General features: G+C 71.9%; 19 protein-coding genes. 11 read left to right on the top strand and 8 right to left on the bottom strand.

The window, feature by feature from the left end; all coding sequences use genetic code 11:
* The first annotated feature begins 79 nt into the window (after window positions 1-79).
* Both ACIGXE_RS27420 and ACIGXE_RS27415 read left to right on the top strand, forming a co-directional pair.
* Window positions 80-1,072 carry a glycosyltransferase family 2 protein gene (locus ACIGXE_RS27420; protein WP_399751530.1) on the top strand — a complete coding sequence of 331 codons (993 nt, stop codon included), beginning with the start codon at window positions 80-82 and terminating at the stop codon, window positions 1,070-1,072.
* On the top strand, window positions 1,069-2,394 hold the full coding sequence (locus ACIGXE_RS27415; protein WP_399751529.1) for a polysialyltransferase family glycosyltransferase: 1,326 nt from the start codon (window positions 1,069-1,071) through the stop codon (window positions 2,392-2,394). Before ACIGXE_RS27420 ends, ACIGXE_RS27415 begins: the two co-directional genes overlap by 4 nt.
* 215 nt (window positions 2,395-2,609) lie before the next feature.
* On the opposite strand, the gene ACIGXE_RS27410 is transcribed toward ACIGXE_RS27415, so the two are convergent.
* The 3 genes from ACIGXE_RS27410 to ACIGXE_RS27400 form a co-directional block, all read right to left on the bottom strand.
* Window positions 2,610-3,431 (bottom strand): MerR family transcriptional regulator, encoded by an 822-nt coding sequence (locus tag ACIGXE_RS27410; RefSeq protein WP_399751528.1) that lies wholly within the window; start codon window positions 3,429-3,431, stop codon window positions 2,610-2,612.
* Between the two features lie 45 nt (window positions 3,432-3,476).
* On the bottom strand, window positions 3,477-4,136 hold the full coding sequence (leuE, locus tag ACIGXE_RS27405; protein WP_399751527.1) for a leucine efflux protein LeuE: 660 nt from the start codon (window positions 4,134-4,136) through the stop codon (window positions 3,477-3,479).
* An 87-nt stretch (window positions 4,137-4,223) separates the two neighbouring features.
* Window positions 4,224-5,804 carry a methylmalonyl-CoA mutase gene (locus ACIGXE_RS27400; RefSeq protein ID WP_399751526.1) on the bottom strand — a complete coding sequence of 527 codons (1,581 nt, stop codon included), beginning with the start codon at window positions 5,802-5,804 and terminating at the stop codon, window positions 4,224-4,226.
* 199 nt (window positions 5,805-6,003) lie between these two features.
* Between ACIGXE_RS27400 and ACIGXE_RS27395 the strand changes: the two genes are divergently transcribed.
* Window positions 6,004-6,867: a peptidoglycan-binding protein gene (locus tag ACIGXE_RS27395; protein ID WP_399751525.1), complete on the top strand. Its 864-nt coding sequence runs from the start codon at window positions 6,004-6,006 to the stop codon at window positions 6,865-6,867.
* A gap of 194 nt (window positions 6,868-7,061) precedes the next feature.
* Here the strand turns inward: ACIGXE_RS27395 and ACIGXE_RS27390 are convergent, their stop codons facing one another.
* Window positions 7,062-8,075 carry a hypothetical protein gene (locus ACIGXE_RS27390; protein WP_399751524.1) on the bottom strand — a complete coding sequence of 338 codons (1,014 nt, stop codon included), beginning with the start codon at window positions 8,073-8,075 and terminating at the stop codon, window positions 7,062-7,064.
* Window positions 8,075-8,743: an RNA polymerase sigma factor gene (locus tag ACIGXE_RS27385; RefSeq protein WP_399751582.1), complete on the bottom strand. Its 669-nt coding sequence runs from the start codon at window positions 8,741-8,743 to the stop codon at window positions 8,075-8,077. Before ACIGXE_RS27385 ends, ACIGXE_RS27390 begins: the two co-directional genes overlap by 1 nt.
* 402 nt (window positions 8,744-9,145) lie before the next feature.
* Here ACIGXE_RS27385 and ACIGXE_RS27380 point away from each other — a divergent pair, with 402 nt between their 5' ends.
* Window positions 9,146-9,910 carry a Clp protease N-terminal domain-containing protein gene (locus ACIGXE_RS27380; RefSeq protein WP_399751523.1) on the top strand — a complete coding sequence of 255 codons (765 nt, stop codon included), beginning with the start codon at window positions 9,146-9,148 and terminating at the stop codon, window positions 9,908-9,910.
* Between the two features lie 85 nt (window positions 9,911-9,995).
* Here the strand turns inward: ACIGXE_RS27380 and ACIGXE_RS27375 are convergent, their stop codons facing one another.
* The 3 genes from ACIGXE_RS27375 to ACIGXE_RS27365 form a co-directional block, all read right to left on the bottom strand.
* The gene (locus ACIGXE_RS27375; protein WP_399751522.1) at window positions 9,996-10,526 is read right to left on the bottom strand and encodes a hypothetical protein; all 531 of its coding nucleotides are present in this window, start codon (window positions 10,524-10,526) and stop codon (window positions 9,996-9,998) included.
* Between the two features lie 65 nt (window positions 10,527-10,591).
* Window positions 10,592-11,089 (bottom strand): hypothetical protein, encoded by a 498-nt coding sequence (locus ACIGXE_RS27370; protein ID WP_399751521.1) that lies wholly within the window; start codon window positions 11,087-11,089, stop codon window positions 10,592-10,594.
* Between the two features lie 71 nt (window positions 11,090-11,160).
* The gene (locus ACIGXE_RS27365) at window positions 11,161-12,780 is read right to left on the bottom strand and encodes a glycoside hydrolase family 20 protein (protein WP_399751520.1); all 1,620 of its coding nucleotides are present in this window, start codon (window positions 12,778-12,780) and stop codon (window positions 11,161-11,163) included.
* Between the two features lie 299 nt (window positions 12,781-13,079).
* Between ACIGXE_RS27365 and ACIGXE_RS27360 the strand changes: the two genes are divergently transcribed.
* The 7 genes from ACIGXE_RS27360 to ACIGXE_RS27330 all read left to right on the top strand — a co-directional run bounded on the left by ACIGXE_RS27360 (window position 13,080) and on the right by ACIGXE_RS27330 (window position 19,005).
* Complete coding sequence (locus ACIGXE_RS27360) at window positions 13,080-13,529, top strand: 2-oxo-4-hydroxy-4-carboxy-5-ureidoimidazoline decarboxylase (protein WP_399751519.1); 450 nt, start codon at window positions 13,080-13,082, stop codon at window positions 13,527-13,529.
* A gap of 192 nt (window positions 13,530-13,721) precedes the next feature.
* Window positions 13,722-14,102, top strand: coding sequence for a succinate dehydrogenase, cytochrome b556 subunit (gene sdhC, locus ACIGXE_RS27355; RefSeq protein WP_123954581.1), 381 nt, complete (start codon window positions 13,722-13,724; stop codon window positions 14,100-14,102).
* An 8-nt stretch (window positions 14,103-14,110) separates the two neighbouring features.
* Window positions 14,111-14,587 (top strand): succinate dehydrogenase hydrophobic membrane anchor subunit, encoded by a 477-nt coding sequence (locus ACIGXE_RS27350; protein WP_399751518.1) that lies wholly within the window; start codon window positions 14,111-14,113, stop codon window positions 14,585-14,587.
* A 24-nt stretch (window positions 14,588-14,611) separates the two neighbouring features.
* Window positions 14,612-16,366: a succinate dehydrogenase flavoprotein subunit gene (gene sdhA / locus ACIGXE_RS27345; RefSeq protein ID WP_399751517.1), complete on the top strand. Its 1,755-nt coding sequence runs from the start codon at window positions 14,612-14,614 to the stop codon at window positions 16,364-16,366.
* Window positions 16,366-17,124, top strand: coding sequence for a succinate dehydrogenase iron-sulfur subunit (locus ACIGXE_RS27340; RefSeq protein ID WP_399751516.1), 759 nt, complete (start codon window positions 16,366-16,368; stop codon window positions 17,122-17,124). The genes sdhA and ACIGXE_RS27340 overlap by 1 nt, the downstream gene beginning before the upstream one ends.
* Before the next feature lie 205 nt (window positions 17,125-17,329).
* Window positions 17,330-17,848, top strand: a complete 519-nt coding sequence (locus ACIGXE_RS27335) for a hypothetical protein (RefSeq protein ID WP_399751515.1) — start codon at window positions 17,330-17,332, stop codon at window positions 17,846-17,848.
* 122 nt (window positions 17,849-17,970) lie between these two features.
* Window positions 17,971-19,005, top strand: coding sequence for a serine hydrolase domain-containing protein (locus tag ACIGXE_RS27330; protein WP_399751514.1), 1,035 nt, complete (start codon window positions 17,971-17,973; stop codon window positions 19,003-19,005).
* Window positions 19,006-19,009 lie beyond the last annotated feature (4 nt).

The raw sequence follows: 19,009 nt of genomic DNA, 5'->3' as shown, positions 1-19,009 counted from the left end.
GGGGCCCGCCGCCTCGTGTTCACCGGGCATCCCCTTGTGGGTCAGGACGAATGCCGGGGCGCCGCCTAACGTCGGCGGCGTGGTCAAGCTCTCCGTCGTCGTGCCGTTCTACAACGTGCAGACATACGCCCCCGACGCCCTCAGAAGCCTGCGTGCGAACGCCCGTGAGGACTTCGAGTTCCTGCTGGTCGACGACTGTTCGACGGACGGGACCCCGGAGCTCCTGGCACGGGCGGAGCGCGAGATTCCCGGGGCGAGGCTGATCCGGCACCCGCGCAACGAGGGACTCGCCACCGCCCGCAACACCGGCCTGGACGCGGCGCGCGGCCGCTACCTGGCGTTCCTCGACGGGGACGACTGGCTCTCCCCCGGCTTCTACGCGGGCCTGGTGGCCACCATGGACCGGCTGGACTGCGACTTCCTGCGCACCGACCACGTCCGGGTGACCGGCCGGAACAGGTCGGTGCGGCGGGCGCCGGTCGGGCGCCGGCACGAGCTGCTGCGGCCCCGGGACGCGATCCTGCCGGCCGACCGGACGACCTCGGTCGACTACCCGTACGCCTGGGCCGGGATGTACCACCGGCGGCTGCTCGACCGCGGCCTGCTGCACTTCCCGCACGGCCTGCGGACGGCCGAGGACCGGCCGTGGATCTGGCGGCTGCACCGGGAGGCGGATTCCTTCGCGGTCACCGGTGATCTCGGAATCTTCTACCGGCGCGGGATCGCCACTTCGCTCACCCAGATCGGGGACGTACGCCAGCTCGACTTCATTCGCGCTTTCGACCAGGTGATCGAGGAGACGAGGAATGATCGGGATGCGGACCGGCTCTTGCCCAAGGCTGTCCGGACCTATTGCGCGGTGATTTCCCATCACATCGGGAACATGACGAAATTCGAACCCGGAGTGCGCCGGGAATTGCGGGCGATGAGCGCCGGGGCGCTGCGTCGGATGCCGCAGGACGTTCTCGCGGAGGCGCTGTCGGCGATGGGCGAGGACCGCGCGGCCCCGCTGCGCCGGCTCAAGCGCCGCCGCCCGGCCCCGGCCCCGGCCTCCTCGGAGGTGGCGGCATGAACGGCGGCACGACGCAGATCTTCTACGCCTCCACGCTCTACGGGGCGGCCACCCTGGCCGCCGCGATCGACAGCGGCTGCTTCCGCCCCGCCGGGCGGCGCGTGCTGCTCGTCTCCACCAACGCGGCCGTCCCCGAGACGACCACCCCGCTGCACCGGATGCCCGGCTTCGAGCGGCTGCGCGGCCGCTTCGACGAGGTGCTCGACTGGAACGAGACCATCGAGCCGCTCCACCCCGGCGGCTGGACCCCCCGCCCGGACGACCTGCCGCTGCTCCAGCGGCACCTGCGGCGGCTGTGGGCGCTCGGCGGCGACCGGGTCGAACTCGTCGTGGAGTCCCTCCAGGTGGCGCCCGCCCTGACGATCGCCCAGCTCTTCCCGGACGCGCCGATCGACGTCTACGCGGACGGGCTGATGAGCTACGGCCCGACCCGCAACAAGATCGACCCGCTGGTGGGCGAGCGGGTGCGCCGGCTGCTCCACCTGGACCTGGTGCCCGGGCTCGCGCCGCTGCTGCTGGCCGAGTTCGGGACGGGCGCCGAGACCGTGCCGACGGAGGCCTTCACCAAGGTCGTCGAGGAGCTGTCGGGGCCCACGCCCTCGGCGCCCGCCACGGAGCCGGCCCCCGCCCTGCTGCTCGGCCAGTACCTGGCGGCGCTCGCCCTCCTCACCCCCGCGGAGGAGGCCGAACTGCATCTGCGCATGGTCCGCGGCGCGGTCGCCCGCGGCCACCGCCGGCTCGTCTTCAAGCCGCACCCGACGGCCCCCGACGCCTGGTCGCGGGCGCTGGTACGGGAGGCGGCGGCGCTCGGCGCCGAACTGACCGTCCTGGACCGGCCGGTGCTCGCCGAGGTGCTCTACCGGGAGCTGCGGCCCGCGCTCGTCGTGGGCTGCTTCTCCACCGCGCTGTTCACCGCGAGCGCCTTCTACGGACTCCGGACCGCCCGGGTCGGCACCCGGCAGCTGCTCGCCCGGCTCGCGCCGTACCAGAACAGCAACCGGGTGCCGGTGGTCCTCGTGGACGCGCTGATCCCGGACCTGGAGGAGCCCGGCGGCCAGCAGCCGATGCCCCTGGCGCACCTGGAGAGCCTGGTCGCCGCGGTCGGCTTCGCGATGCAGCCGAAGATCCGCCCCGACCTGCGGGACGCGGCCGTACGGCATCTGTCCGGCCCGCTCGCCGCGCCCACCCGGCACCACTTCACCCGCCGCCGGCTCACCTCGCTCGGCCTGCCCGGCGGCCTGCCGGTCCCCCGCCACCCGGGCCTGCGCCGCCTGGCCCGCCGCGCCCTGAGACTGAAGCGTCGGGCCCTGGGCGGCAGGTGACGGCGGGGCCCGGGCGCAGGAGGCACCCGGACGCACGGCGCCTGGCGGGTGCCGCACGGATGCGGGGCGGGCGCCTGGCGGATGGCAGGCGCCGGACGGATGCCGGGCGGACGCCTGGCGGGGCGCCCGAGCCGGACCGGGGACGAACCCGGAGCCGGACCGGGGACGGACCCGGAGCCGGATCACGGGCCGGTGCCGGTCCGGCGGGCCCCCGCCTAGGCGCGGGTGATCGGCTCCTGGAGTTCGGTCACCCAGCCGGACCGGTCGTCCGGCACCTCCAGGTACAGCTCGCGGGCGTACCCGGCGGAGGCGTAGCCGTTGGTGTCGATCCAGCTCGCCAGGGTCTGGGCGGTCGGCAGGATCTCGTCCATCGAGCCGCGGTGGACGACCGTGGCCGCCTCCTCGATGCCGGGCAGCACGAGGACGTCGACGCCCTCGACCTCCGTCCCCTCGGGAACGGTCATGCCGGCGTGCACGACGACCGAGCCGTCGCCGCGGCCGGCGTCCTCGTAGTAGGCGATGCCGGGCCCGAACTCCTTGAGGCCGGCCGCCTCCAGGCGCCCGCACAGCTCGTCGTACAGCGGGCTGACGACCGGGCCGATGTCGGCCGGTCCGAAGCTCGCCGCGAGGCCGCTCAGCTCGGCGATCCGGACCGCGGGGATCTTCTTGACGACGACGTCCTGCGTGGACATGCGTCCCTCGCTCTCGATGGCTCGGAGCCGCGCACCGACCCGGGCGAGCCGGGCCGCCGCCTCCGCGGCGGCCGTCTCCAGCTCGGCCTGGCGCAGCCGCAGCATCCCGCGCAGCTGCTCCGCGCCGATCTGCTCGTCGAGGATCGACTGGACCTGTTCGAGGGTGAAGCCGAGGTCCTTGAGCGCGATGACACGGTTGAGCCGGGCGAGCTGGGCCGCCTCGTAGAAGCGGTAGCCGCTGTGCGGGTCGACGTGGGCCGGGCGCAGCAGTCCGATGGCGTCGTAGTGGCGCAGCATGCGGACCGACACCCGCCCGTGCCGGGCGAAGTCTCCGATGGTGAACATGACGCCCTCCACGGAACGCCCTCACACGGTGTGAGGGTCAAACGGTCAGGCGGCGCTGCTGAGCGAGAGCTTCACGGCGAAGCCGAGGAAGAGGGCGCCGGCGGCCGAGGTCGCGCCCGCCGAGAGGCGCTTGCGGCGGCGGAAGGCCGCGGCGAGGCGGGTGCCGCCGAATATGAGGGTCGTGAGGTAGAGGAAGCTGCCGAGCTGCAGCAGGGTGCCGAGGACCAGGAAGGACAGCGCCGGGTAGGCGTAGGACGGGTCCACGAACTGCACGAAGAAGGAGATCAGGAAGAGGATCGCCTTGGGGTTGAACAGGCTGATGATCAGCGCCCGGCGGTACGGGCGCTCGACCGGCCCGTCCTCCTCGGCGGCGGCCGGCTCGTCGGCGAGGGCCTGCCCGCGGGAGCGCCACATGCCCAGGGCGGCGCGCAGCATCCCGTACGCCATCCACGCGAGATAGCCCGCGCCCGCGTACTTCACGATCATGAAGAGCAGCGGCGTGGTCTGCAGCAGCGAGGCCGCGCCCAGGGCGGCGAGGGTCATCAGGACCGTGTCGCCGGTGAACACCCCGGCCGCGGCCTTGTAGCCCGTGCGCGTGCCCTTGCGGGCGGCGACGGACAGCACGTACAGCGAGTTCGGCCCCGGGAGCAGGATGATGAGGACGAGGCCCGCGAGATAGGTCGGCAGATCGGTGACACCCAGCATGAAGCGGAGTGTCGCACGTGGGTACGACACTCCGCTCGGGTGTTTCGCATCGCGGAAGATCCCAGACCAGGGGAGGTCTCGGAGGCCTCAGAAGACGTCGGAGGGCACGTACGTGCCCCAGACCTCGCGCAGCGCGTCGCAGACCTCGCCGACCGTGGCGCGGGCCCGGAGCGCCTCCTTCATCGGGTAGAGCACGTTCTCGGTGCCCTCGGCGGCCTTCTTCAGCTCCGCCAGCGCCGCGTCCACGGCCGGCTGGTCGCGCTCGGCGCGCAGCCTGGCGAGGCGGTCGGCCTGCTGGGCCTCGATGGCCGGGTCGACGCGCAGCGGCTCGTAGGGCTCCTCGACGTCGACGGTGTAGCGGTTGACGCCGACGACGACCCGCTCGCCGGAGTCGGTCTCCTGTGCGATGCGGTACGCCGAGCGCTCGATCTCGTTCTTCTGGAAGCCGCGCTCGATCGCGTTGACGGCGCCGCCCAGGTCCTCGACCTTCGTCATCAGTTCCAGGGCCGCGGCCTCGACGTCGTCGGTCATCTTCTCCACGACGTAGGAGCCGGCGAAGGGGTCGACGGTGGCGGTGACGTCGGTCTCGTAGGCGAGCACCTGCTGGGTGCGCAGGGCCAGGCGGGCGGACTTGTCCGTCGGCAGGGCGATGGCCTCGTCGAAGGAGTTGGTGTGCAGGGACTGGGTGCCGCCGAGCACGGCGGCGAGGCCCTGGACGGCGACGCGGACCAGGTTGACCTCGGGCTGCTGCGCGGTCAGCTGCACGCCGGCGGTCTGGGTGTGGAAGCGGAGCATCAGCGACTTGGGGTTCCTGGCGCCGAACTCCTCCTTCATCACCCGCGCCCAGATCCGGCGGGCGGCACGGAACTTGGCGACCTCCTCCAGGATCGTCGTCCGGGCCACGAAGAAGAAGGAGAGGCGTGGCGCGAAGTCGTCCACGTCCATGCCGGCGGCGACGGCGGTCCGGACGTACTCGATGCCGTCGGCGAGGGTGAACGCGATCTCCTGCGCGGGCGAGGCACCGGCCTCGGCCATGTGGTAGCCGGAGATCGAGATCGTGTTCCACTTCGGGATCTCGGCCTTGCAGTACTTGAAGATGTCGGCGATCAGCCGCAGCGAGGGCTTGGGCGGGAAGATGTACGTGCCGCGGGCGATGTACTCCTTCAGCACGTCGTTCTGGATCGTGCCGGTCAGCCGGTCCGCCGGGACGCCCTGCTCCTCGCCGACGAGCTGGTAGAGCAGGAGCAGCAGCGCGGCGGGGGCGTTGATGGTCATCGACGTGGAGACCTTGTCCAGCGGGATGCCGTCGAAGAGGACCCGCATGTCGTCGATCGAGTCGATGGCGACCCCGACCTTGCCGACCTCGCCGTGCGCGATCGGCGCGTCGGAGTCGTGGCCCATCTGGGTCGGCAGGTCGAAGGCGACCGACAGGCCCGTGGTGCCGTTGGCGATCAGCTGCTTGTAGCGGGCGTTGGACTCGACGGCGGTGCCGAAACCGGCGTACTGGCGCATGGTCCACGGCCGGCCGGTGTACATCGACGGGTACACGCCGCGCGTGAAGGGGTACGCGCCCGGCTCGCCCAGCTTCTCCGCCGGATCCCAGCCCTCCAGGGCGTCCGGCCCGTAGACCGGCTCGATGGGCAGTCCGGACTCCGTCTCGCGCGCCATGTGGTGTGCCTCCCGTGAAGACTGCTCCTGAGCGGTACCGACCCTCGCGACGGACTGTAGTGGCGCCCGTACGGCACGGAGGAGTGCAGCACGCTGGGACCTTCCTCACAGGATGCACGTCTCTTTTCGGTCACGTGCGCAACCGCCCTGGCGTGGGCAGCATCCCTTGTTCTACACACGCCGTTCCCGGGGGGCTGAGATGAAGCGTTCGTCCGTCATACGCAGGGCCGTACTGGCCGCCACCGCCGTCGTCCTGGCCGCGGGCTGTACGGCCCAGGCCGGTGACACGGGCAAGGGCACGGTCAGTCCGGCGCCCACCACGGCCGCGCCGGCACCCACGGCGAGCGGCACGGGCGACGACAAGCCGTCCTCCCCCGCCACGCCGTCCACCGGCACGCCGTCGACCTCGGCCACCTCCGGGCCGCCGAAGGCCAAGGTGCTCATGGACGACGGCGACGAGACCGCTCAGGTGCGCGAGCTCCAGGCGCGGCTGCGGCAGATCGGCTACTTCGACCGGGCGCCCACCGGCTTCTACGGGACGATGACCGCGTCCGCGGTGAAGGGCTTCCAGAAGAAGCGGGAGCTGCCGCAGACCGGCACGGTGGACGAGACCACCTGGCAGAAGCTGGTCACCATGACGCACGAGCCGACCGCGGACGAGCTGCGGCCGGCCACCACCAACAAGCTGGACGCGCCCGACCCGCGCTGCCTGACCGGCCGCGTGATGTGCATCAGCAAGGAGAGCCGGACGCTCGCCTGGATGATCGACGGCAAGGTCGTGTCCTCGATGGACGTGCGTTTCGGCTCGGAGAACACGCCGACCCGCGAGGGCGAGTTCAAGGTGGAGTGGAAGGCCCGCGAGTGGACCTCGACGATCTACCACACGCCCATGCCGTACGCGATGTTCTTCAGCCGCGGCCAGGCCGTGCACTACTCGGCCGACTTCGCCGCCCGCGGCTACGCCGGCGCCTCGCACGGCTGCGTCAACGTCCGGGACAAGGGGAAGCTCGCGGCGCTGTTCGACCAGGTGAAGGTGGGCGACAAGGTCGTCGTGCACTGGTAGCGGCCGGCCGGAGCGGCGGCGGGGGGAAGAAGGAGAAGGGGCGCGGGTGGGACCGGGGGAACGTGTCCCACCCGCGCCGGTGCGCCGAGCCGAAGGTACGGGGGGAACCCCGGCTCCGTGCGCTCGCCGATGACCAGTCGGCTCATTCAGTACTGCGTCGGCGGGTCGAAAAGTGTCACACCCGCCTGTCGGCGCTATGAACGGGAGCGGTCGCCGCCGTGCCCGCCGGGCCCTCGGGAGCCCTGTCCCGGGGCCTTGCCGCCGTGTCCGTGACCCTTGTCGCGGTCCTTGGCGCCTCGATCGCTCTTGTCGTCGCCGTCGGAGCCGCCCGTCTCGGAACCGCTGCCCGAGCCGCCGGTCCCGGAGCCGCCGGTGCCCGAAGGGGTGCGGCCGGCGGTCGGCCTGGTGGTGGCGGTGGCCGGCACGTCGGCGAGGATCCGGTCGCAGTAGCGCTTCACGGTCTCGCCGTTCCTGAGCGCGCTGGTGAGCCGGTCGCGGCCGCTGCCGGCCAGCTTGCCCGCGCGGTAGTCCTGGCAGGCCTCGATCACCTTGGCGCGGTCCGCGTCGCCGCCCCTCGGTCCGCCGGTCGGCGTCCGGCCGGGCGTGACGGTGGCGCCGTTCTCCCCGCCGGGCCCCGCCGTGGCGGTGGCCGGGCCGTCGGTGGCGCCGGGAGTGACGGTGCGTCCGTCGGGACCCGTGGGCACGGCGGGCACCTCGGAGCCGATCCCGCCGGTCGGCGAGCCGGAGACGGCGGGCCCGGTGGTGTCGGTGGCCGCGACCGAGCGTCCGGGCGGTTCGGCGGTCAGCGGCAGCACGCCCGTGCCGGCGGCGACGGCGACCCCGCCGACCGTGACGGCGGCGAAGGCGGCCGCGAGGCCGTAGCGCAGGGAACGCCCCCAGCGGCGGCCGGCGAGGACCGGAGCGATGCGGACGGCACCGAGGTCGGCAGCGCCGCGTGCGGTGGATCCGGGCACGGCGGCCTGGGCCGCGCGCTCGGCGACGACCTTGCGGAAGGCGGCGAGGGCGGCGGCCTCTCCGGGGAGTTCGCCGTCCCGTTCGAGGGCCGCGGGCGTGCGGGCAGCGTCGAGGGCCCGCGCGAGGATCTCGGCCTGCGCGCGGGACACGTCGTCGACGGAGTCGACCGGCTCGCCGCGGAGCAGCCGCTCCGCGGCCTCCTGGTCGAGCCACTGGTACCGCTCGTCGGCCATCACATGTCCTTCTGCGTCCGCGCGCGCGATTGCGTCACACCGCCGGGAGCCGTGGCCCCCGGCCGCCGGCCGCGCTGCGGAGGGACGCCGTCCAGGGCGGCTCCGTCGCCGTCGGGACCGGGCGCGCCGAGGAGTTCGGCGAGCTTCTTGAGGCCGCGGTGGGCGGCGGTACGGACCGCGCCGGGCCGCTTACCGAGGGTGTCGGCGGCGCTCTTGGCGTCCAGGCCGACGACGACCCGCAGGACGACGGCCTCGGCCTGGTCCTGCGGAAGCTGTGCGATCAGGTGCATGGTGCGGCCGGTGGCCAGGGCTTCCATCGCCTCGTCCGCGGTGTCGGAGTCGGCGGGCTTGTCGGTGAGTTCGGTCTCGTCGCCGCCGACGGCAGGGCGTCGGCCGCGCATCCGGATGTGATCGAGGGCACGGTTGCGGGCGATCCGGGCCGCCCAGCCGCGGAAGCGGTCCGCGTCGCCGCTGAAGCGGTCGAGGTCGCGGGCGATCTGCAGCCAGCTCTCGGAGGCCACGTCCTCGGCGTCGGCCTCGCCGACGAGAGTGCGTATGTAGCCGAGGAGCCGGGGATGCACCGCGCGGTACACGGCGCGGAAGGCGTCCTCGTCACCCTCCTGCGCGGCGAGCACTGCGGCCGTCAGCTCCGCCTCGTCCCCCAGCACTCCCCACACCTGTCCGTCGTCACGCTCATCGCGGCTGGTCGTCACCGCCACGCCGCCTGGGCGCAGCAGAACGCTACGTCCTTTTCGGGCACCGCGTCCACGCGGGTCCGGTTCTTTGTACAAGTCGAAACTTCGCACCCCTTCAGCGGGGGCGGAAGCGGGGTGTGACAGAAAACGCACGCACGGCGCTGTTAGGAGTACGGGGCCGTGCTGCGGCTCCGCGGACGACGACCGGGGCCTCTCCTGTGGGGGGTGGCGGCCCCGGTCGTCTTCCTTTTCGGGCGTCTCTGAGAGGCGCCCTTTTCCTTTTGCCCCCCTTCCGCCCGTATTGCCACCGACAGCGCCCCCGCGACTGTCAACCACCAGTTGACACCTCTCGACTGTCAACCTAGGGTTGCACTCATGACGAATCCACTCGGCATGACCAGCCCCGTGCGTCTCGACGACCTGATCGACGCGATCAAGAAGTCCCATCCGGACGCCCTGGAGCAGCTCTCCGGCGCGGTCATCGCGGCGGACCACCTCGGTGAGGTCGCGGACCACCTCATCGGCCACTTCGTGGACCAGGCCAGGCGGGCCGGCGCCTCCTGGACCGACATCGGCAAGAGCATGGGCGTCACCCGGCAGGCCGCCCAGAAGCGCTTCGTCCCCAAGGACGACAAGGAGGCGGACGCGGCGAAGATGGACCCGAACGCCGGCTTCAGCCGGTTCACGCCCCGGGCCCGGAACGTCGTGATGGCCGCGCAGAACGAGGCCTCGGCCGCCCGCAACGACAAGACGGTCCCGGCGCACCTCGCACTGGGCCTGCTCGCCGAGCCCGACGGGCTCGCCGGCCGCTGGATCGTGGGCCAGGGCGTCGACCTGGACCGCATCCGCGAGGCGGTCACCCCGACGCTGCCGCCGGCGGCCGAGGAGGTGCCCGCGCTCATCCCGTACGACGCGGACGCCAAGAAGGTCCTGGAGCTCACGTTCCGCGAGGCCCTGCGCCTCGGGCACAACTTCGTGGGCACCGAGCACATCCTGCTCGCCCTGCTCGAGTTCGAGGACGGCAAGGGCGTGCTCGCGGGGCTCGGCCTCGACAAGGCGAAGGCCGAGCGGGAGATCGCCGAGGCGATCGCCTCCCTGCACATCGCGGAGCCGGAGCCGGAGCCGGCACCGGAGGCCTGACCTCAGGCCCGTACGAGGTGACACGAGGTGAAGGGGGTGGCCGGCGCCGGCCACCCCCTTCAGGCGGTCCGCCGCGCCGTGCGGTTCAGGCGGTCCGGGCCCGGCGCGAGACGACCGCGCGCAGCACCCGTCCGCCCTCGATGGACAGCTCGCGGGCCCGGCGCAGACCGGTCGGTCCGTGGGCCGCGGCCTCCAGGACGGCGCTCTGCCGGCGCAGTTCGCCCGCGTGCAGCGGGCCGGCCTCGGTCGCGTCGTACAGGCGGTGCAGGGTGAGCGCGATCGAGGAGCACCGCCCGGCCCACTCCCGCAGCGGCCCCTCGGCCCACTCGGCGGGAACGCCGTCCAGCATGACGCGCACCATCGTGACGACCCCGCCGGCGTCGACGTCCCCGTCGCCCGCGCCGTCCAGCTCGACCCGCGCCTTGCCGACGGCCTCGGCCCACGCGCCGCCGTCGCCGCGCGCCACCGCGGCCCACACCGGTCGCAGCACCTCGGCGCGATCGGGCGCGAGCAGCGGCAGGCACCGGTCCAGACACGCGAGTCCGGCGGCCGCGAGGCTCCGCGTGTCGGCGCGGTCGATCAGTTCCTGCAGGCTCGTGCTCGTCACGGACGTCATGGACGCCTCCTCGCCAACGATGCGGACGCCGTACTTCCCCTACTGCGCCGCCCGACGGTTTTTCGTCACTGCGCGGCCGGAATCATGCCAGTGGCGTTCAGGCCCTGCATAGGGGTCGAACGGCGCACGTAGAGGATGCCGAGGAGAGCGACGACGGCGTTCAGCGCGTCGGCGGCGGCGAGCCAGGTCGCGCCCGTGACGAACCCGGGCACGGTCGTGGCGGAGGCGTACCGCCAGGTCCCGGCGGCCAGCGCGAGCGCGGCGAGGGCGAGGGACGCCCACCAGAGCCGCCCGGCCCAGCCGGCCTGCACGCCGCGGTCCCGGCCCCGGAACCAGAGCGCGAAGAGCACCGCGGCCGCCGGCAGCACCACGCACTGGGCCGTCCCGGCCATGGCCAGGTCCAGGTCGCCGAAGCCCGCCGGGTCGGAGTGGTCGGCGAGCGGGCCGAGGAACAGGGCGCGCACGTCGACCGCGGCCCACGCGGCCAGGACGTCGACGGCCGCGCCGGCGAGGAGCAGAGGGGCGACGGCGTACGACCGGCCGTCCGGGTTCGTTCGAAGCATGAGCGGAACCTACGGGCCGCCGGGAACCGGCCACCACGGCGAAAACACTCAGACCGGTCTGAGTACGTACCTCAGCGCACCCGGGCCGCCAGGTCCCGGAAGGCCGCCCAGGTCAGTGCCGGTCTGCGCGCGTCCCACAGCTTCTGGGCCGTCGCCGTCAGCGGCATCCGGATGCCGTCCGCCACCTGGGTCTGGGTCTGGGCGTTCGGGAAGTCGCCCCAGACGGCGAAGGCGCCGCCGAGGATCTGGGCGTCGTAGCGCGCGGGGACCGGGGTGCTGCCGCGCACGACGAGCGGGGTCCACTCCTCGTAGATGCGGCGGCCGGTCGGGTACGTGAACTTGTTCGGCTGGCCGAGGACGTAATAGAGGTACGCGTCGTTGAGGTTCAGCATCTTCCGCCCCGCGCTCAGATAAGAGACGGGGGTGCGCGCCCCGATCTCCTTGCCGGTCCAGTACGCGACCTGGAGGTCCTTGGCGGCGCTCACCACCCCGCCGGTGAAGAAGCCGTCGTTCCAGGCGCGCAGCGCCTTGCCGGTCGGCCGGACGACCGCGGCGCGGTCGTTGAGCCAGCCGGTCGCGAGGTCCTGGACGCGGCCGGAGGGGCCGTACTTCGCGGTCGCCGCGCGGGCCAGCTGCGGGTAGGTGGCCTCGGGGTTCTTCGCCATCAGGGCCACGTACTCGTCGCCGCCCAGGTGCCAGTAGGGGCCGGGGAAGAGCCCCTGGTACTCGCGGAGCAGCTCGTCGACGATCTTCGCCGCGGCGGGCTTGGAGATGTCGACCGCGCCGCGCGGGGTGCGGCCGCTCGCGCTGACGAGCTGGAGGTCGGGGTGGGCGGCGATGACCGCGCCCAGGTGTCCGGGCGAGTCGATCTCGGGGACGACGCTGATGTGCAGGCTCCCGGCGAGGGCCACGATCCGCCGCACCTCGGCCTTGCTGAGGTGCTTCGCGGAGACCACCTCGGGGTGACTGTCCGAGGCGATGCGGAAGCCCTGGTCGTCCGAGAAGTGCAGCTGCAGCTGGTTGAGCTTGAGGTCGGCCATCTCCCGCAGCCGGGCCTCGATCCACTCGGCGGAGTAGTACTTGCGGGCGATGTCGACGAAGAGCCCGCGCTCGGGCTTCGCGGGGGCGTCGGTCACCACGCCCTCGGGCATCGCGCCGGTGGACCTGACGGACTGCTTGAGCGTGCGGGTGCCGTAGAAGACGCCGGCCTGGTCGGGTCCGGTGATCCGGACCCCGCCGTCGCGGACCGTGAGCGTGTACGCCCCGGAGGCTCCCTGCCCGCCGAGGGCGAGGCTGACGTCGCCCGGGCGGGCGGCGGCGGTGCCGCGGTACGGGACGCGCAGCTCGCCCGCGATCAGCCGGGCCTCGTCGGCGAGCGCGGCCTCGTCCTTCGCCGCCACGACGACACCGGCGGCCGGGCCGGGCTTCCAGCCGGGGCCGCGGGCGGCCTGGTGGCTGCGGACGGCCGGGATCACCCGGGGCGCGGTGGAGAGGGGATAGGTCTTCGTCGGTGTCGGACTCGGCGGGGGCGCGGCCGTGGTGGGTGCCGCGGCCGAGGCGGCGGAGCCCGTGCCGGTGGCGGCGGGCGGCCCCGAGGAGGATCCGTTCGAGCAGGCCGCCACGGTGACCAGCGTCACCGCGGCCGCCATCAGCGCGGAGCCCCTCCGGGGCCCCCGTATGGAGTACCGCATCACTCGGAATCCTCCCTCACCGCGCGAATCATGGCATCCCGGGGTTTTCCGTCGCTTCCGTCCACGCCTTCGACGAAACCCACTCGTCCAGGTGAAATTCGCGCATCCGTCGGACACTTCCCCCTTCCCGCCGATAGCGTGGCGTCACATCCACCCCATCGATTTCCCCACCCCTTCTCCTCCTCGTTGCGCTCCCGGAGCCCCCGCTGACCAGCGACACCCACGCCGCCCCGTGCCGGACCCCGGTTCCCCCCGCCATACCTGCCCAGCAGGGCGCCGCCCGGCACCTCACGGGTCTCGTGCGTTTCAACGCGGCCTCCCCCGAGCTCGCCGAGGGCCTGCTGCTCGACTGCTGCGGCAGCCGCCGTTGGGCCGAACGGGTGGCCGCGCACCGTCCGTACCCGACCCTCGACGCGCTGCTCGCCGCCGCCGACGAGGCCGTTTACGACCTGTCGGGGCGCGATCTCGACGAGGCCCTGTCCCACGAGACCTCGGCCCTGCCGCACCCGGACGCGCCGCCGGCCGCCCGCACCGCGCTGCGCGCCGCCCTCGCCGCGTACGAGAGCAGCTTCGGACACGCCTTCGTGATCAGCCTGGACGGCGTGCCGGCCGGCGAGCGGCTCGACCAGGTCCTCGCCGGCATCCGGTCACGTCTCGGCAACGAAAGGGAGGAGGAACGGGTCGTGGCCGCCGACGAGCTCCGCCGACTCGCCCGCCTCAGGCTCACCCGTTCGATCGCCGGCCGGTGAGTTCGCCCGGAATGCGGCGATTCGGGGCCGAACGATAGCCCGTCCGTGCCTGTTTGATCACACCGATGGACCCCGCGCGAGCGAACCGACAACTCGTCGCTACGATGACCGGGGCCGGTGGACCGTACCCGGCCGGGCCTGACCGACAGAGAAGCCGGCCGGCCCTGATCCCCGCTCCCGGAGGGTTTTTCCGTGCCGGCTGGAACGCTGTACCGCGGCCGGGAAGGAATGTGGTCCTGGGTGGCTCACCGAGTCACCGGCGTCCTCATCTTCTTCTTCCTGTTCGTACACGTGCTGGACACCGCTCTCGTCCGCGTCTCCCCCGAGGCGTACGACGACGTCGTGGCGACGTACAAGACGCCGATCGTCGCACTCCTCGAGTACGGCCTCGTCGCTGCCATCCTCTTCCACGCGCTGAACGGTCTCCGTGTCATCGCTGTGGACTTCTGGTCCAAGGGCCCGCGCTACCAGAAGCAGATGCTCTGGACCGTCGTGGGCATCTGGGTCGTGCTGATGGCGGGCTCGCTGTACCCCGTCCTCGGCCACGCCGCACGTGAACTGTTCGGGAGCTGACGCCAGACATGTCCGCTGACACCACTTCCGCCATCGGTCCCGTCGAGGGCGCGGCCCCGTACGGCGTGGACAACCCGGCCCCGTACATCGAGGCCCCGCGCAAGCGCACCGGCAAGACCCCGCGGGCGACCCGAGGCAACTTCGAGATGGCCGCGTGGCTCTTCATGCGCCTCTCGGGCGTCGTCCTCGTCGTCCTGGTCCTCGGCCACCTGCTGATCCAGCTCTTCCTGGACGGCGGCGTCTCCAAGATCGGCTTCGCCTTCGTGGCCGGCCGCTGGGCGTCCCCGTTCTGGCAGGTCTGGGACCTGCTGATGCTGTGGCTCGCGATGCTGCACGGGGCCAACGGCCTCCGCACGGTCGTCAACGACTACGCGGAGCGCGCCAACACGCGCCTGTGGCTCAAGGGCCTGCTGTACACCGCCACGGTGTTCACCATCCTTCTGGGCACGCTGGTGATCTTCACCTTCGACCCGAACATCCGCTAGGCACGGGGCTGAGGTAACCACGTCATGAAGTTCCACAAGTACGACACCGTCATCGTCGGCGCCGGCGGCGCCGGCATGCGCGCCGCCATCGAGGCGACGAAGCGCAGCCGCACCGCCGTGCTGACGAAGCTCTACCCGACCCGCTCCCACACGGGCGCCGCGCAGGGCGGCATGGCCGCCGCGCTCGCCAACGTGGAGGAGGACAACTGGGAGTGGCACACCTTCGACACGGTCAAGGGCGGTGACTACCTGGTCGACCAGGACGCCGCCGAGATCCTGGCGAAGGAGGCCATCGACGCCGTCCTCGACCTGGAGAAGATGGGCCTGCCGTTCAACCGCACCCCGAACGGCACCATCGACCAGCGCCGCTTCGGCGGTCACTCCCGCAACCACGGCGAGGCCCCGGTCCGCCGGTCCTGCTACGCCGCGGACCGCACCGGTCACATGATCCTCCAGACGCTGTACCAGAACTGCGTCAAGGAGGGCGTGGAGTTCTTCAACGAGTTCTACGTCCTGGACCAGCTGATCACCGAGGTCGACGGCGTCAAGAAGTCGGCCGGTGTGGTCGCCTACGAGCTGGCCACCGGCGAGATCCACGTCTTCCAGGCGAAGGCCGTGATCTACGCGTCCGGCGGCACCGGCAAGTTCTTCAAGGTGACGTCCAACGCCCACACCCTGACCGGTGACGGCCAGGCCGCCTGCTACCGCCGCGGTCTGCCGCTGGAGGACATGGAGTTCTTCCAGTTCCACCCGACGGGCATCTGGCGCATGGGCATCCTGCTCACGGAGGGCGCCCGCGGTGAGGGCGGCATCCTGCGCAACAAGGACGGCGAGCGCTTCATGGAGAAGTACGCGCCGGTCATGAAGGACCTCGCGTCCCGTGACGTCGTCTCCCGCTCCATCTACACGGAGATCCGTGAGGGCCGCGGCTGCGGTCCCGAGGGCGACCACGTCTACCTGGACCTGACACACCTCCCGCCGGAGCAGCTGGACGCCAAGCTCCCGGACATCACCGAGTTCGCCCGTACGTACCTCGGCATCGAGCCGTACACGGACCCGATCCCGATCCAGCCCACCGCGCACTACGCCATGGGCGGCATCCCGACCAACGTCGAGGGTGAGGTCCTGCTGGACAACACCACCGTCGTCCCGGGTCTGTACGCGGCCGGCGAGGTCGCCTGTGTCTCCGTGCACGGCGCCAACCGTCTCGGCACCAACTCGCTGCTCGACATCAACGTCTTCGGCAAGCGCTCCGGCATCGCCGCCGCCGAGTACTCCGCCAAGAACGACTTCGTCGAGCTGCCGGAGGCCCCCGAGGCGTTCGTCGTCGAGCAGATCGAGAACCTGCGCAACTCCACGGGCAGCGAGCGGGTCGCCGACCTGCGCCGCGAGCTCCAGGAGACGATGGACGCCAACGTGATGGTGTTCCGTACGGAGCAGACCATCAAGACGGCCGTCGAGAAGATCGCCGAGCTGCGCGAGCGCTACAAGAACGTGTCCATCCAGGACAAGGGCAAGCGCTTCAACACCGACCTGCTGGAGGCCATCGAGCTGGGCAACCTGCTCGAGCTGGCCGAGGTCATGGCCGTCTCGGCCCTGGCGCGCAAGGAGTCCCGCGGCGGTCACTACCGCGAGGACTACCCGAACCGCGACGACGTCAACTTCATGCGCCACACCATGGCGTACCGCGAGGTCGGCGAGGACGGCTCCGAGACCGTCCGTCTCGACTACAAGCCGGTCGTCCAGACCCGCTACCAGCCGATGGAGCGTAAGTACTGATGGCTACCCCCGTTCTGGACAAGGTGGAGAAGGACTCCGCCGCGTCCCCCTACATCACGGTCACCTTCCGGATCCGCCGCTTCAACCCCGAGGTGTCGGACGCGGCGGTCTGGGAGGACTTCCAGGTCGAGATCGACCCGAAGGAGCGCGTGCTCGACGGTCTCCACAAGATCAAGTGGGACATGGACGGCACGCTGACCTTCCGCCGCTCGTGCGCGCACGGCATCTGCGGCTCGGACGCGATGCGGATCAACGGCAAGAACAGGCTCGCCTGCAAGACGCTGATCAAGGACATCAACCCCGAGAAGCCGATCACCGTCGAGGCCATCAAGGGCCTCACGGTGATGAAGGACCTCGTGGTCGACATGGAGCCCTTCTTCCAGGCGTACCGGGACGTCATGCCGTTCCTGGTCACCAAGGGCAACGAGCCGACCCGCGAGCGCCTGCAGTCCGCCGAGGACCGCGAGCGCTTCGACGACACCACCAAGTGCATCCTGTGCGCCGCGTGCACGTCGTCCTGCCCGGTCTTCTGGAACGACGGCCAGTACTTCGGTCCGGCCGCGATCGTCAACGCGCACCGCTTCATCTTCGACTCGCGTGACGAGGCGGGCGAGCAGCGCCTGGAGATCCTGAACGACAAGGACGGCGTGTGGCGTTGCCGCACGACGTTCAACTGCACGGACGCGTGCCCGCGTGGCATCGAGGTCACGAAGGCGATCCAGGAAGTGAAGCGCGCGCTGATCACGCGCCGCTTCTAGCTTTCTTCCGGCCTTCTTCCGGCCTTCTGCCGGCCTTTGCGACCCGGCGGCCTCCGGTCGCCGGTGCGTGCCCGGGCCCCGTCTCCCCTGGGGAGGCGGGGCCTTTCGCGTGTCCAGGGGGCCACCCGGGCCACCGGGCGCTCCGGGGAAGGCGCGCATGTGCCAGGATCTGGGGCAGCGTTGGCGCCAGGAAGGACGGGGATTGATGAGCGAGCCGAACCCTTACACGTCGGACTCGGGAAGCTACGAGTGGGGGCCGGGCGGGCAGGCCGGTGCCCCGGGCTACGGCTACCCGCAGGCGCCGTCCTATCAGCCGACCCTGGCGGGCGGGGTGCCGGTGCCGCCGCAGCACGCGCCCATGATGCCGGCGGGTCTCGGTGCGGCGCCGCTGCTGGCGCTCGGGGACATCACCGTGGTCGGGGACCAGATCATCACGCCGGCGGGGGCGATGCCCCTGAAGGGCGCGGTGTGGAACGCGATGGACATGTCGCGGACCGAGGAGAAGATGCCCACGGTGGCGGTCGTCCTCGCCATCGTCTTCTTCCTCTTCTGTCTGCTCGGTCTGCTGTTCCTGCTGATGAAGGAGAAGCAGACGACCGGCTTCATCCAGGTCACCGTGACCAGCGGCGGCCGGCACCACGCGACGATGATCCCGGCGACCGGCCCGGACACCATCCACTGGGTGATGGGTCAGCTCAACTACGCGCGGTCGCTGAGCGTCTGACGAGCACTCAGGGCTGTTCTTCGAGGCGGGGCCTGCGGGTCCGTCCTCAGGGTCCGTCCTCAGGGGCGGACCAGGGTCGTCCCCGATGGTCCGGAGGGTCGGTGCCGCGGGAGCCTTGATCCATGACGAACTCATGGACGGGAATGGCGCGTTGGATGACGGCCGCGGTGGTGGCCGCCGCGGTGGTGGCGGGAGCGGGCGTGCCCGCGAGTGCGGCGGCGCCCGGCGCGTCCGCGGTGGCGCCGGCCGCCGGGCGGGTCGATCCGGCGGCGCTGCGCGAGGCGCTCTCTGGGCTGCCCGACGACCATGTGCGGGGCGCCATGGTGAGAGTGACCGGGCGGGACGGACAGTGGAGCGGGACGGCCGGTGAGTGGACCGGGTCGGCGGACTCCGCGTTCGCGACAGGCAGCGTCACCAAGCTCTTCACCTCCGCCGTCGTGCTCCAACTCGTCGGCGAGGGACGCCTGTCGCTCGACGACACGGTCCAGGGACTGCTGCCGGGCCTGCTGCCGGAGTCCTACGCGCCGATCACCGTGGGGCAGCTCCTCAGCCACACCAGCGGGCTGCAGAAGCCCACCTGCGTCCGCCCCGGCACGCCGGTGGAGATCGTGACCTCCGCGGTCTCCTGCGGGACGCCGACGGCACCCGGGAAGGCGGTCCAGTACAACGGCATCAACTACTTCGTCCTCGGCCTCGCGATCGAGAAGGTGACGGGCCGGACGTACGCGGAGGAGCTGGACGACCGGGTGCTGCGGCCGCTCGGCCTGCGCCACACCCGGCTGCAGGCCGACGACTGGGCCTGGGCGGAGGGCGGTCTCGTCTCCGACGCCGCCGATCTGCGGCGCTTCATGACGGCCCTGATACGCGGCGGGCTGCTGCGCCCGGCCGAGCGGCGGCTGCTGTTCGCGCTGCCTGCGGTGCCCGGCGCGAACTTCAGTTACGGCGGGCTGATGGCGTTCCGGCTCGACAGCGGCCTGGTGGTCTGGGGCAAGACCGGCTCCCACGGGGGCCACGCGAACGGGGTGTTCACCACGCCCGGCCTGGACCGCGTGCTCGTGTACTCGGTGCTGCCGACCGGCAAGGACGCCCGGGAGGAGATCGCGCGGATCGAGAAGATAACCGACGCGGCCTTCAGCGGGGTCTCCAGCGCGGGCTAGGGGT

Origin of the sequence: Streptomyces sp. NPDC053431, from assembly GCF_044544925.1 — a bacterium.
In the GTDB taxonomy this organism is placed as follows: Bacteria; Actinomycetota; Actinomycetes; order Streptomycetales; family Streptomycetaceae; genus Streptomyces.
This window is presented reverse-complemented; position numbering and strand designations above follow the sequence as displayed.